This is a genomic window from Pseudoalteromonas luteoviolacea (genome assembly GCF_021654285.1).
In the GTDB taxonomy this organism is placed as follows: Bacteria; Pseudomonadota; Gammaproteobacteria; order Enterobacterales; family Alteromonadaceae; genus Pseudoalteromonas; species Pseudoalteromonas luteoviolacea_J.
In genome coordinates this window covers 1-13038 of record NZ_JAKFZS010000020.1, presented here as the reverse complement: position 1 = coordinate 13038, position 13038 = coordinate 1, and the positions used below count along the sequence as shown (strand labels likewise).

At 48.8% G+C, this 13038-nt stretch carries 10 protein-coding genes and 1 pseudogene; all 11 read left to right on the top strand.

The genetic code is table 11. From position 1 onward, the window contains the following. Window positions 1-38 precede the first annotated feature (38 nt). Entirely contained in the window at window positions 39-443 is a 405-nt protein-coding gene (gene tssE / locus L1077_RS18010) for a type VI secretion system baseplate subunit TssE (protein ID WP_039610626.1), read from the top strand. 2 nt (window positions 444-445) lie between these two features. After that, window positions 446-2170, top strand: coding sequence for a type VI secretion system baseplate subunit TssF (tssF, locus tag L1077_RS18005; RefSeq protein ID WP_237138341.1), 1725 nt, complete (start codon window positions 446-448; stop codon window positions 2168-2170). Window positions 2171-2172: 2 nt separating this feature from the next. After that, entirely contained in the window at window positions 2173-3141 is a 969-nt protein-coding gene (gene tssG / locus L1077_RS18000) for a type VI secretion system baseplate subunit TssG (RefSeq protein WP_039610627.1), read from the top strand. A gap of 69 nt (window positions 3142-3210) precedes the next feature. Beyond that, a complete protein-coding gene (gene tssH / locus L1077_RS17995; protein ID WP_237138340.1) occupies window positions 3211-5928 on the top strand; it encodes a type VI secretion system ATPase TssH in 2718 nt (905 codons plus the stop codon). Between the two features lie 16 nt (window positions 5929-5944). Next, a complete protein-coding gene (locus L1077_RS17990; protein WP_237138339.1) occupies window positions 5945-7975 on the top strand; it encodes a type VI secretion system Vgr family protein in 2031 nt (676 codons plus the stop codon). A gap of 13 nt (window positions 7976-7988) precedes the next feature. Continuing rightward, on the top strand, window positions 7989-8411 hold the full coding sequence (locus L1077_RS17985) for a hypothetical protein (protein ID WP_063364373.1): 423 nt from the start codon (window positions 7989-7991) through the stop codon (window positions 8409-8411). A gap of 10 nt (window positions 8412-8421) precedes the next feature. After that, a complete protein-coding gene (locus L1077_RS17980) occupies window positions 8422-9573 on the top strand; it encodes a hypothetical protein (protein WP_237138338.1) in 1152 nt (383 codons plus the stop codon). Next, on the top strand, window positions 9560-10606 hold the full coding sequence (locus L1077_RS17975) for a DUF2169 domain-containing protein (RefSeq protein WP_063364371.1): 1047 nt from the start codon (window positions 9560-9562) through the stop codon (window positions 10604-10606). The genes L1077_RS17980 and L1077_RS17975 overlap by 14 nt, the downstream gene beginning before the upstream one ends. Beyond that, a complete protein-coding gene (locus L1077_RS17970) occupies window positions 10603-11547 on the top strand; it encodes a hypothetical protein (RefSeq protein WP_211037109.1) in 945 nt (314 codons plus the stop codon). Before L1077_RS17975 ends, L1077_RS17970 begins: the two co-directional genes overlap by 4 nt. Then, on the top strand, window positions 11534-12556 hold the full coding sequence (locus L1077_RS17965) for a DUF4150 domain-containing protein (RefSeq protein ID WP_211037121.1): 1023 nt from the start codon (window positions 11534-11536) through the stop codon (window positions 12554-12556). Before L1077_RS17970 ends, L1077_RS17965 begins: the two co-directional genes overlap by 14 nt. Continuing rightward, window positions 12553-13038: pseudogene (locus tag L1077_RS17960) on the top strand (hypothetical protein); the annotation flags it as partial. The gene L1077_RS17965 and the pseudogene L1077_RS17960, both read left to right, overlap by 4 nt.

The window sequence follows — 13038 nt, the reverse complement described above, 5'->3', positions numbered from 1 at the left end:
GCTTTGCCTCTTTTTAAACAACTCCATGGTGACGCAATATGGCTTTATTTGATCTGTTGGCGCAGTCTCAACAACAAGCATATAACCCCAATAAAACAGCGACGCGCTCATTGAGTGTGTGTGAGCATCTAACGCAGTTGCTCAATGCACGGCGCGGCGTGCTGGGGCATTTAGAAGATTATGGTTTACCCGATGTAGAAGATATTTACGAGGGACTGCCTTACTCACAACATACGTTGGCCAATGAAGTAAAAAAAACCATAGAAAAATACGAGCCACGTATTGCCAATATTGTTGTGCGCCCAGTGGAGATTAAAGAACATAATTGCGTGATCCGCTTTGATATTCGCGCAGAGCTAAAAAGCGGTGAGATCATTCGACTGAATACCCGTTTTGCATCAGGCGGCAAAGCCGATGTAGATACTCAGATCAAGGACGAATAAACATGGATATGCAACAGTATTTTGATGCGCAAATGCGTCTCTTAACACAAGCTGGCAAGGAGTTCGCTCAGCAATATCCAGAGCATGCGGGGCAGCTTAACATTGATGCGCTCAAAGACCGCGATCCGCATGTTGAGCGCTTATTAGAAGGCGTTGCCTATATGACGGCATATACGCAAAAGCGCCTTGATGAGTCATTGCCAGAAGTCTCTGAGCAAGTATTGCGACAAGTGTGTCCGCTGATGCTGAGTAATTATCCGTCCACGACCATTATGCAATTCACCCCTAAGATGACGATGCAAGGGGCCACAACGGTCGAATCGGGTACGCAAATTAGCTCCCATGGGGATAAAACCACCCCAGTGGTATGCCACTTTACCACATCGACCGATACACCAATTGCCCCGTTTGAAGTGTATGCTGTGGATTATCAGGAGTTTCACAGTGGCGCCAAGTTAAGTTTAAAGCTCAAGCGCTTGGGCCAAGGTGTGGTCAGTGACTATGAGTTAAAATCTTTGCGGTTTTATTTGTGTGGTGACACGCCACTGTGTGCCAGCTTATATCATTTAATGACCAACGCCAGCGAACACATTGAAGTCAGTTATGGTAGTCACTTTGACAAACTCACCCAGCTCCTCCCTAAGTCATCGGTGAGCAGTGCCTTTGGTCATGGCGAGTTTGGTATCTTACCCAACAGTGATCAGTGCCATCCGGGCTACGCACTACTGCTTGATTACTTTAATAGTCGTGAGCGCTTTTATTTTGTAGAGCTCAACAACTTCCATCTTTTGAAGTTTGACGCCAATCTCAACACCCTCGATATTGAGATCACCAGCCAAGTGAAGCTGCCACCTGGGCATAAAGTCAGCCATGAAAATATCATGCTCAACTGTGTGCCCGCAGTCAATTTGTTTGCGTGTGATGCAGAGCCAATGCGCTGCTTAGATAATCAAACCGAATACCCGATTACGCCAATACAAGAAAAGTCCGCAGAGGCATTTTGCTTTGAGGTCACTGAGCTCAAGGGGAAAAACCGCAGCTCAGGAGAGAGCGTTGATTTTCAGTCTCGTTATACCAGTGTATTTGAAGACGAAAAGCACCTTTACAGCTTGGTATCCAAAGACACAGGCGGCGCTGCCCCCAAGGTGTATGTGCAGATCTCCATGGATGATATTGATGCTGTGCAAACGCTGTCAGCGAGCACCCTGGCACACAATGCCGTGTGGCCAAGGCAACTGTTAAATGAGGGCGACATTCATGTTCCCAAAGCCAATGCCCCTTTTGCGCTGACGATGAAAAATGTGATCCGCCCAAGCAAGATGCTGCACTGCCCCAAACAGCAAAAACACTGGCTGTTGATTGGCCTATTAAATATGCGCTTTTCTCAACTTGCCGATCCGATCCAATTAAAAAAACTCTTAGCGCTGTTTGACTGGTCAGGGCGCTCAGAAAACCAAAGCCGGATCGCCAGTATTGTTGATGCCCATTCAAAGCCAATTTCAATGCTGCAAAAAGGGGTGTTTGTGAAAGGGCTAGAAATTCATTTGACCATCAATGAGAAGCAGTTTGTGTGCTTGTCAGATGCTTATCATTTTTGTGATGTATTGCATCAGTTTTTTAAGCTTTATGCACCCATTAACGAGTGTTTGCAAACCAAGGTGACATGCGTACCTAGCTACCACACTTGGTGTTGGCAGATAAGTTCCGGCGAGAGTTATCAGATATAGCCATGACAGAGCAAAAAAAACACCCAATTTGGGCCAAACTGCCCGCCCCGATAGCCGCATTGCTGGACGCGCCATGGCAATTTAGTTTGTTTAAAGCCATGTCGTTAATCGAAAAGCATTGGGCGATGGAGGGAGAGTTAGAGCAAGGGGCAAGCCAACGTGTACTGGTGAGCACCTTTAAAGAGTTAGGCTTTCCAGCATCGGATATTCGCGCTTGCGAATTGCTGCTCAGCCAGCGCGGTAAGCTGAAGCTAGAAACCGCATTTTTAGGCTTGTATGGCGTGGATGCGCCCATGCCCCATTACTTGCTTGAGCAGGCCGCTAACGATGAAGAAATGGGCGCACGTACTCGGGCATTTTTAGATATTTTTAATCATATTTTGTACTGCCAATTGTACCAAGCATGGAAAAAATCACAGATCAATTTAGCGGGCGTCGGCGCGCGTCAGTTTGACCAAATGGTGGCGGCGATTTATGAAAATAGCCAAGGTGAAAGCAGCAAGCTCAACCTAGCCAGCGCCAACCAAACCAGTGCCGCTGGCTTGCAACAAGTGCTGCGCCAAGGGCTAAAACAACCGAATTTGCAAATTGCTGACAACATGGTGGAGTGGCAAGAAGTCACAGAAAAACCACCAATCAGCGCTGAGAATAGCGTCACATTAGGCCAAGACAGCTTGCTGGGCGGGCAGGTATTGATCACAGGTAATCGTGTGCAAATTGACATTGGCCCCTTGAGTGAAGCACAGGCTCGCGCGTTGTTTCCAAATGGCGACGAAGGGAAGAAAATGCATAAGTTACTGACTTGGCATACCGGCAGCAAAATGGCATGGCAGGTCAAAATTTTAATTGAGGTGAAAGAGCAGCATCCAGTGCCCTTGGGGGAATGTGAGCTTGGCACCAGCAGTTGTATGGGCATTGTAGAAGCGCACATTGCGCAAAGAAACTTTTTAGACAGTGATTATCAGTCATAAATAGGCGTCTTCAGAGCGTGCTCTGAAGTAGGAAAGAGTCAGAATAATTTTAAATCGCAAGGAAATAAAATGGACGCGACAGGCATTAAGCAACTTATTGATAAATTAAACGCACATACCGCAAGCGCGCTTGAAGCAGCGGCAGGCTTTGCCGCTAGCCGCCAGCACTATGAAGTCTTGCCTGAACATTTACTGCTTAAGCTGATGGAAGATCACCACGAAGGTGATGTGGCGAAAATTCTGCCTTTTTTTGAAATTGACCAAGATACTCTGTGGCACGAAGCGCTGAACTTTATTAATCAACAAGACGCAGCCAATCAGGGCAAACCTGTGTTTTCTCGCCGTTTATATGAATTATTAGAGCGTGCTTGGCTCACTGCTAATGTGAAGCACCGCAGTGAGTGGATCACTGGGGCTGCCTTGCTTGATGCGTTTAAAGATCTCGTCCCGTTTAGCCCTGCATTTGGGTTGGCGCTAGAGCTTGATAAGCTTGATATTCACTTTTTAAAAGACAATCTCGATAAAATTTGTAAAGGCTCGACTGAGCGGATGGCGTTTCAACCTGTGGATACGGGCAGAGCGAGTACTTTGCAGCAAAATGGCCAAGATGCAGAGCAAACGGCATTGGACTCATTTTGTGAAGACCTTACCGCAAAAGCGGCCAGTGGCGGTATTGATCCGGTACTAGGACGCAGCGAAGAGATCCGTTTGGCAATCGATGTGTTGTGTAGAAGGCGCAAGAATAACCCGATTTTTGTCGGCGACCCAGGGGTTGGCAAAACGGCGGTGGTGGAAGGCCTTGCACAGCGCATCGTTGCCAAAACGGTGCCAGATGAATTGGTGGGTGTGCGGATCATGGTGTTAGATATGGGCTTGCTGCAAGCGGGCGCTGGGGTAAAAGGCGAGTTTGAACGCCGTTTAAAGCAAGTGATTGACGATGTGAAGTCATCCAGTACGCCCATTATTCTCTTTATTGATGAAGCGCATACCTTGATCGGTGCTGGTGGCGATGCCGGCATGGGCGATGCGGCGAACCTACTGAAACCCGCACTGGCACGAGGCGAGCTGCGTACACTGGCGGCCACTACTTGGAGCGAGTACAAACAGTATTTTGAGCGCGATGCCGCCCTTGAAAGACGCTTTCAGCTGATTAAAGTCGACGAGCCCAGCGAGCACAATGCCAAGCTGATGTTGAGTGGCATTAAAGAAAAGTACGAGCAACACCATCAAATTCATATAACCGACAGCGCTATTGAAGCGGCGGTGAGTTTATCGGCGCGATATATCACGGGCAGACAGTTGCCAGACAAAGCCATTGATGTACTCGACACTGCGGCAGCAGCAGTGAGAATGGGCGCCGCCACCTCTCCTGTGATCATTGAAAACGCCCAAGAGCGTGTCACCTATTTAACCGAGCGTTTGGCGCGATTAGAGCAAGAGGCAGAGCTGGGCATTGAGAGCGATGTGGTCAGTGCAGAGTTAGCCGCTGAACTTGACCAAGCGCAATCAGAGCTTGCTGCAATGCAAGCGCGCCGCGCTGAGCAACTAGACACCCATGCCTCGATTGCCAGTGCACAGCAAAGCCAATTGCCAGAATATCGCCGCCAATTGAAATCGTTAAACGAAGAGGGCAATGCGGTCTTTTGCGAAGTTGATCAAGATACCGTGGCACAAGTGATTGCTAACTGGACAGGGATCCCAGTGGGTAATATGGTCAAAGATGAGCTGCAAAACCTCCTTGCGCTTGAGCAAAGCTTAGGTGCGCAGGTGGTAGGTCAAGAGCAAGGACTAAGTGCGCTGGCGCAGTCATTGCGTGTGGCCAAAGCTGGGGTGTCGGCATCTTCAGGCCCGCTTGGGGTGTTTTTATTCAGTGGCCCATCTGGGGTGGGTAAAACAGAAACCGCTCGACATTTGGCCAATGTGCTATTTGGCGGTGATAAGTTTTTAACCACCATCAATATGAGCGAATACCAAGAGTCACATACGGTGTCGCAGCTTAAGGGTTCACCACCGGGTTATGTGGGCTATGGTGAGGGCGGTGTGTTGACCGAAGCGGTGCGCCAGCGTCCTTATTCTGTGGTGCTGCTTGATGAAGTTGAAAAAGCCCACCCAGATGTATTAAACATGTTTTATCAGGTGTTTGAGCTGGGCATGATGCGCGACGGCGAAGGTCGCGAAATCGATTTTAAAAATACCGTGATCATCATGACCTCTAATATCGCCGCTGAGCAAATCGCTAAGGCGTGCCGTGCGCCAAATCAAGACGACGAAGACGTATTAGCCAAAGCCATCAATGAGGCGCAAGGTTTGTTAAACCAGCAAGCAGATGAGACGCCAACCGCTGACGAGGGCTGCGACGAAGAGGCGCAAACGCCTTGGACCATGCCAAGCCTATCTGAGCTAAATAACTTGATTAAGCCTGAGCTACTGAATCATTTTGCGCCTGCATTATTGGCGCGTATGCAGGTGATCCCATTTAAGCCGCTAGACAGCGATGCGCTAGAGAATATTGTCGCCTTAAAGCTTGAGAAAGTGGCTGCGCGCTTAAGTGAGAACCATCAAATTACACTGCGGGTTGATCAAAGTGTATTGAGCCATTTATCAAAGCAATGTGCGCTGTCTGACAGCGGCGCTCGCTTGGTTAATGCCACCATAGAACAGCAAATATTGCCGGGTGTTGCCCGCTCAATTTTAGGCTTTTTGAGCGAAGAAGATATGCCAGATCTGCTGACTTTAACCTTAAATGATGACGGGCAAATTGAAGCTGTATTTGCCGATCTGGCCTAACTGAGGGAGCAGCACCATGTTTGGACTAGATGCGGGAAAACTGACCGGCGCCGATGAAAGCCACTTTGGGGTGACGATTGCAGGGCTGAGTGATGCGCTGTTTCAGGTGCAATCCTTTCAAGCGGATCTTGATGCCTTGTGTGATGATTGCATATTTGACATTCAAGTACTCAGCGAAGAGCTGGTGGAGCCGGATGTATTGATCGGCAAAGACATCAGTTTGATCATTGCGTGGAGCACTGAAGATCTCACCGTGACCGGGTTTTTAACCAACTATATTTGCCATGGTCAGTCTCATCAGGGGTATGTGTATACCTTAACTTTGCAATCAGGCCTTGCAAAGCTTAAGCAACACCGTTCAAACCGGATATTTACTGATATGAATCCTGGGCAGATCATCCAAAGCGTGCTGCAAAAGTGTGATTTCCCATCGGCTCAGCTCGACTTGCAAGTCAGCGGCCCAACGCTTGATATGGTGGTGCAATATGATGAAAGTGATTACGACTTTATCACTCGTTTGATGCGTCGATACGGCTATGTATATGGCTGGCGAGAAACTGACTATGGCATTGCCAAGCTGGCCATTTGCGAGTCGAGCGACAAATTTGCTAGACCGCTTAAAGAGATCACCTTGCCTTTTGTTTCCCCGAGCGGGCAGGTGCGCACATGCGAGAGCGTGTTCGCGTTTTCTAAAAAAGCCACCATGCTCAGCGAGCAAGTGCGCTATTACGACAGCCATTACGAGCGTGGCGCCCAGATACAGGGCAGTAGCCGCAATAACACTGACATCAGCGGCTTTGGCGAAAGCGCGCATTTTGGTGATAACTTGGCCAGCGACGGCGATGGCAATGACTTAGCTGAAGTGCATCAACGCAGCCTAGATTGCCAGCGAGAAACCCTGATCGCAGATACGGACTGCCGTGCATTGCGCCCAGGGGTGTGCTTAACAGTCACAGATCATCCCAGCTATTCCGGTGAATACCTAGTGACTCATGTGTCCCATCAAGGATGTCAGGCTGGCAGCGTGGCATATGGCAGCAAAGTCACTGGGCTGACTTATAAAAATCAGGCCGTGTTACTGCCAATTGCGCAAGATTATTGTGCGCAGCCCAGACCAAAAAGACGGGTCTTTGCCACCTTTAACGCCACCATTGAGCAAGAGGTGGATGAGACAGGTCAATATCAAGTCAAACTGCCTTTTAACCAAGATGGCGAAGGCCAGCAAAGCAGACCAACCCGATTAACACAAACCTATGGTGGTCAAGGCCATGGCATGCACTTTCCGCTCACCCAAGGCACAGAGGTCTTAGTGTGTGGAGAAAATGGCGACTTGGATCGTCCGGTGATCTTAGGCGCGCTTTATAACGCCCAAGCCCCAAGCCCGGTGAGCAGCAATAATCCCTATGAAAACAAAATTGTTACCCGTGCTGGCAATACGCTGGTGATGAGTGACAAAGAGGGGGAGCGCAAAATTAAATTGGCCACGGCCAGTGATGACAATAGCCTGCTGTTAGATGCAACCGATGGACAAGAAAAGGTGATGTTGCAATCTAGCCGCGGAGAAATGCGCTTGCAGGCGCAAGAAGATCTCACCATGCAAGCGGGTGGCAACCTCAATGTCACCGCCTCTGACGAGCTAACAGTCAAAGCCGCAGATCGCATTGCGATTCAAAGTACAGATGCAGAACTTGAACTGCACGGTGCGCGGGGGATCCGTTTAACCGCGGACTTAAACTTTAAAATTCAAGCAACGGATGGCGATATTGACCTCGAAGCAACACAAGCATTGAGTATGGAAGCAGCCCAAGAGATCAATGTTCACAGCCAGGAAGGCAACATCGAAATGAGCGCAAACGCCGGTGAAATTACCTTAAGTAGTGGTAATAACCTGACGTTATCAACGCAAGGTCAAGGGTCTATTCAATTGGTACAAGGGCGTGGCAGCATCGAAATTGATGGGGCTGGCAACATTACCATTAACGGCACCAACTTGACCTTAAGCGCGCGCAACATTTCTATTTCTGGCAATGCATTAGCGAACAATTAAGAGGAGATGGGAAATGCACAGTCATAATTTGGCGTATTTACCTGCGGCCAGTCAGTTGGTGGCCAGCGTATTACTGGTGGATGAGGTGGGCAAAATAGTCAGTGTGATGTTAGCCAACAGTGGCCGAGAGGTCGATGTGGTGGGTCAGCTGGAAAGTGTGTCGCGTGCTCAAAAAGGCGATCAAGTGGTGCTACTTAGCATTAAAGAGCCAGTGGTGATTGGCAAACTGGCAACCAGCGGCAGTTTTCCATGTGCCAAGTTTGATGATAATCGAGGCAAAGTGAGCATCAAAGCCGACCAAAGCATTTGCATTAAAACGCCCAAAGGCTCGATTGAGATTTATGGCGATGGCTCGATTTTACTGGAAGGCGATAGCTTATCCGCTGAAACCAAAAAAGATCTGAGCCTGCAAGGCTGGCCAATTAGATTGAACTAGCAGGGCAGGTATGTTTTCAGCAGTCACCAAGGTGCCACTTCACAAGCAACAGATAAAAAAGTTGTGGCGACAGCTTTGCGAGCTTGAAAAGTCAGGGGTTGTGCGTCAACACAGGTTTGATGATTTGCACTACTTTCTGGTCAACCATGTTTACACTCTGGCACAAGCACAGCCCAGCGAGTTTGAATGGTTAGATGAGCAAGCGCTCAATGTCATGATTAAAGCCGATTGGCAGGCGCTATTGCCTTGGTATGAGAAAAACGCGCAGCAAGCCCCTTGGCTAGATACTTTTTTAGCAATGTGGCTGGCAGAGGCCAAGGTGCCCAGTACAGAACTGCCCATTTGGCGTCAAAGCGGCGCAAGTGCGCTGTTTGCAATGAGTGCACAAGCGTGGCTGAGCGATTTTAGCGACGCTGAGCGCCAGACCATGCTGACCAATATTGAAATGCCAGAGCCTTGGTTGGTGAGATTGGCGTTTGCAGGCCAACCGTTAAATGCTTTACAGCTTCAGCAAGCCCTGCAAAGCACGCATTTTGAGTTTGTTCATGCGGCGTTAGTCAATATGTGGCTGTTTGCACATGACGAATTTGCGGCGCAGTTATTAAAAACCTTCAGTGCTACCGATGAGGCGGAGCATAAGGCGCAACTGCTTTGCCTTGCAGGTATTGCACAGTTGCCAGATTGGCAAGATGCCTGTGTGGCATTTTGTGAGCATTACCCCTTGCACAGTGCCCATGTACTTAGCCACTTTGCTCATAAAAAAACGCTCAAACTGTTAGTCAATTGGCTCGATACGCAGCCTATGAGTGAGCCTGCTTATCAGGCATGGCAAACACTCACTGATAAAGAACTTAAGTTGGTGGCGGCCATCAGTTTGGCAAAAGGGGAGGGGCAAGTCGAAGACGGGTTGCAGATCCCCTGTGTGAAACATGCAGAGACATGCCGTCAGACAATATTGCTGGAGCAAGGCGACTATGTGCTGCAAGGAAAAAGCTTTGTGGCTTTGGATGCTCAGTTGATAAAGCAATTTAAGGGCATATTAGTACAAAAGCTGGTGGCAGCGCAGTATGAGCAAAAAATCGCTGCGATGTTGTATTTTTTACCCTGCACGCCAAGGCATTGGGAATTTATAGATAGGAGAACAACGGATGTTAGTAAATGACTCAGCATGGTTTGCTGAAATTGCCCCAAGCTGGGATAAAGACTCTCAGCCTTGTTATGTGGTGGTGGTAAAGCAAAACTTTGAATACGACAAGCAAGGCAAGGTCACCCAAGAGCTAAATGGTCCTGAGATCACCATGGGCGATGGCTTTCAAGGCGAAGGCGCGCAGTGTGAATTGATCGCCGCCAATGACATGGTGCCGTTTAAGCAAGGGTTTGAATGGTATGGACGTTTTACTTGTTTTCCGCCCAGTGATCGGGCTGCCCATGTGATGGAGGTGGGCGTTGACCTACTGAGTGACAATGCCGTACTGATGAATAAAACCTTGCGAGTGACCGGAGAGCGACGCTGGCGCTGGTCTTTATTTGGTGCGGTGGCAAAGGATTTACAGCCACTGAGGCCATTGTTGCTCAATTACGCGGTGGCGTATGGTGGTCAAGCACCGAATAACCCACAAAGTATGGACAGAGAAAACCCCATAGGTCGAGGCTTTAAGCTCAGAAACCGAGACGGGATCGGACAGCTATTACCGCAAGTGGAGTATGCTGATCAGGTGTTAAGAAAACCGCGAGATACCACACCGGTTGCCAGCTTTGCACCCATTCCGCATTTTTGGTCACCGCGTTTAGAGTTGCAGCCTGAGTTGGATATTCAGGCCGTGGTTGCAGGTGACTACCCATATGTTGAAGCTTTATGTGCCAATTATTATAACTATGCGCCAGCGGATCAGTGCTTGCCTTGCACCTTAAAGCCGCATACCACAATCGCACTGAGTGGCTTAACCAAGGGCCAGCCTTATGGCCAAAAAGTCACTTTTGAATTGCCTTATATCAAACCTGAGTTGGTGATGATGCGCGGCGCCATGCAAACGCCGTTAAATATGGTGTGTGATAGCTTAATTCTTGACACCCATACGCAGCAATTTTCTTTGCTATGGCGCACCACGATGAAACAAGACGGGATCCACCCAATGGATACCTTGATAGTCATGCCAGAGCAAGCACCACTGCCGGATACAGAGTCAAGCGTATGAGCAGCGAACGCTACATTAGCTATTTAGGCCATATAAATACGTCGGGCACAACCTTAAGCGCATTTTATAGCGCCATTGAAAATGGCATGACTTATACCGCCACCAGTAACCTAGAGGAAGAAGAAGGCATGGCGAAAGCCATTGTCGCCAAGCTTGGACCTTTGGCCAATTTACCGCGTGCTGCCCGTATTGAGTTGATGCTGGGCGACTTGATGACAAGACTGGCCATCCCTGCGTTGCTGAGAGGAGAAAAAACGGGTGCCATTGCATGGTCTAACCGCATTCATTTTGTGCTCCCACAGCAAGGCACAGATCCGTTAATCAGTGATGAAGCCCTCAGCGCACTTTGCGAGCAATGTGAGTTACAAGATGTGTTGATAAGTCAAAGTGACGATATTGATTTAACCCTGCCCGATGGCACTGTGGTGGTGGCGGCAGATGCCTGCACAGGCCATGAAATTTTGTATGACAGTGATTGGCAAGACAAGCTACAGCGCCAAGATGGCACTGAAGGCATGATCATGAGCGAAGGTGCCTGTGCGTTACTGCTTGGTAAAAACAAGCAAGCCATGTGCTTAAAAAGCAGTAATAACCCGTTAAAAAGCCAGTTAAAACAAGTAAAAGCAGACCTAAAAGACATTTATATTTCCAATATGGCGAGTACTAAGGCATGGCACAACATGTGGTTTGATGCCAGTTGTCATCTATATCAAGCAGCAACGCAGTCGGATAGCAACGGATCCGCCTCTTTGATTAAATTAAAAGAGCCGGGCAGGTTATGTGGCCATGCAGGGGTCGCGCAAACCTTAATGGCCTTGGTACTTGGCTTTGCCTATTTAGATTTACCCATTCAGTACACATCCCCCAAAGTGTGGTTGATAGTTGAGCACACGCAGCCACAACTTTGGCAACTGACAAGGAGTGATGATGAGTTACATTAATGCCGGCCAAGGAAAGCAAGCCGGAACGGTACAATATGACATTGATGCCACCAGTGCAGAGCTGCGCAGTGGCGGCAGCCAAACTTGGCGTCATAACAACCCTGTTTTACTGGGCTTAACCGCTGCGGCAAAGCGCAATGGCGCACTAGGCCAAGCCAGTGGCGTGGCGATATTTGCTGATAAAAGCAGTGGCGAAAGCGCATTTCGTGACGAAATAGATAGGCCCAAATATAGCGACCATACTTTGGGCGACCTAATCACAGAGTTTATTCCTGACTACATTATTCCGCCCCCAGAATGGGATGAAGAAGCCAATCAGCCCATCTTGCCACACATCGAGCCTGTAACGGGCATGGACGTCAATAAGCCAGTGAACGATGCCGACGCCTTATTGCGCCTTGCCAGTGAAGAACTTGGTTGGGAGGCCGGTGAGCAAAGTGAGATAACTAAAGACACAGAGGCAAACGAGCAACAAGTGCGCATGGCCAGTGGGAAAAATGTACTGATCAATGGCCGCTCCGCAGTCCATGTTGAAAGTAAGGGCAAGCTGATGAGTTTGGATATTTGCTTAACCACCATAGGCATTCCCGTGGTGCCCATTCCCTATTGCAATGTGGCAAAAACCGATGACATCACCAACACCGCCAGCTCAGTGAAAATTAACGGTAACCCAGCAGGGACACGAGATAGCGAATTTACCGAGAGCACAGGGGATCAACCCGGTGACAAAAAAGGCATTATGAGCGGCGTGACCGAAGGCAAAGCGGAATTTATGTTGGGCTCATTCAATGTGTTTATTGAAAACCAGCCAGCGGTGCGCCAAGGGGATATCATGATATCAAACAACAAAAATACCCCGCCTTCGCCATTAATGCAGTCAGGCAGTATGCCAGTGCAGCGACTCAGCGTTGAAAACCGCCCCACCCCAGCACCGCAAGAGGGCGATAAAAATATCACCTTGGTGGTATCGGGGATCAGTAATTCACAGGAAAGGATCAGGATCGGATGACAAGTACAGCTCCCACTAGCGTCAATGAACAAGGCGCTTATCGCGAATTGGTGTTTGAAGGCTATGCCAGTGACTCAGAGCAAGTCTCATTGATGATCAAAGATTACAGCGAAGATCAGGCCAAAACCGGTTTTTATAAAATTCCGCTGGGCTTTGCCAACACCACACAAAACAATAATAACGCCGATGTTGAGCTGGTGTATATTTACCCCTTGTGTGAGTGCACCCCAGATGGCGCCGCTGAGCGCAAACTAACGAACTTAAGACCCGGATATTTATATATTTATGTAGATGGTCACTTATGGCGCGAGTTGGAAGTCATAGAGCACGAAGAAGAAGACATTTCTTATTTTAAAGATGTGAACCTTGCGTACCAAAAAGGCCCGCAGGCGTGGCGCATTGATGAGCACGGTCAAGTTGGTGAGCGCGTGGCAACGGGTGAGCAGCTTAAGCAAGTTTTGGTGCCCAACAAATTGTATGGT

Bases quoted from the DNA above. Each gene is read 5' to 3' on its own strand.
- tssE (WP_039610626.1), top strand. From the start codon at position 39: ATGGCTTTATTTGATCTGTTGGCGCAGTCTCAACAACAAGCATATAAC.
- tssF (WP_237138341.1), top strand. From the start codon at position 446: ATGGATATGCAACAGTATTTTGATGCGCAAATGCGTCTCTTAACACAA.
- tssG (WP_039610627.1), top strand. From the start codon at position 2,173: ATGACAGAGCAAAAAAAACACCCAATTTGGGCCAAACTGCCCGCCCCG.
- tssH (WP_237138340.1), top strand. From the start codon at position 3,211: ATGGACGCGACAGGCATTAAGCAACTTATTGATAAATTAAACGCACAT.
- L1077_RS17990 (WP_237138339.1), top strand. From the start codon at position 5,945: ATGTTTGGACTAGATGCGGGAAAACTGACCGGCGCCGATGAAAGCCAC.
- L1077_RS17985 (WP_063364373.1), top strand. From the start codon at position 7,989: ATGCACAGTCATAATTTGGCGTATTTACCTGCGGCCAGTCAGTTGGTG.
- L1077_RS17980 (WP_237138338.1), top strand. From the start codon at position 8,422: ATGTTTTCAGCAGTCACCAAGGTGCCACTTCACAAGCAACAGATAAAA.
- L1077_RS17975 (WP_063364371.1), top strand. From the start codon at position 9,560: ATGTTAGTAAATGACTCAGCATGGTTTGCTGAAATTGCCCCAAGCTGG.
- L1077_RS17970 (WP_211037109.1), top strand. From the start codon at position 10,603: ATGAGCAGCGAACGCTACATTAGCTATTTAGGCCATATAAATACGTCG.
- L1077_RS17965 (WP_211037121.1), top strand. From the start codon at position 11,534: ATGAGTTACATTAATGCCGGCCAAGGAAAGCAAGCCGGAACGGTACAA.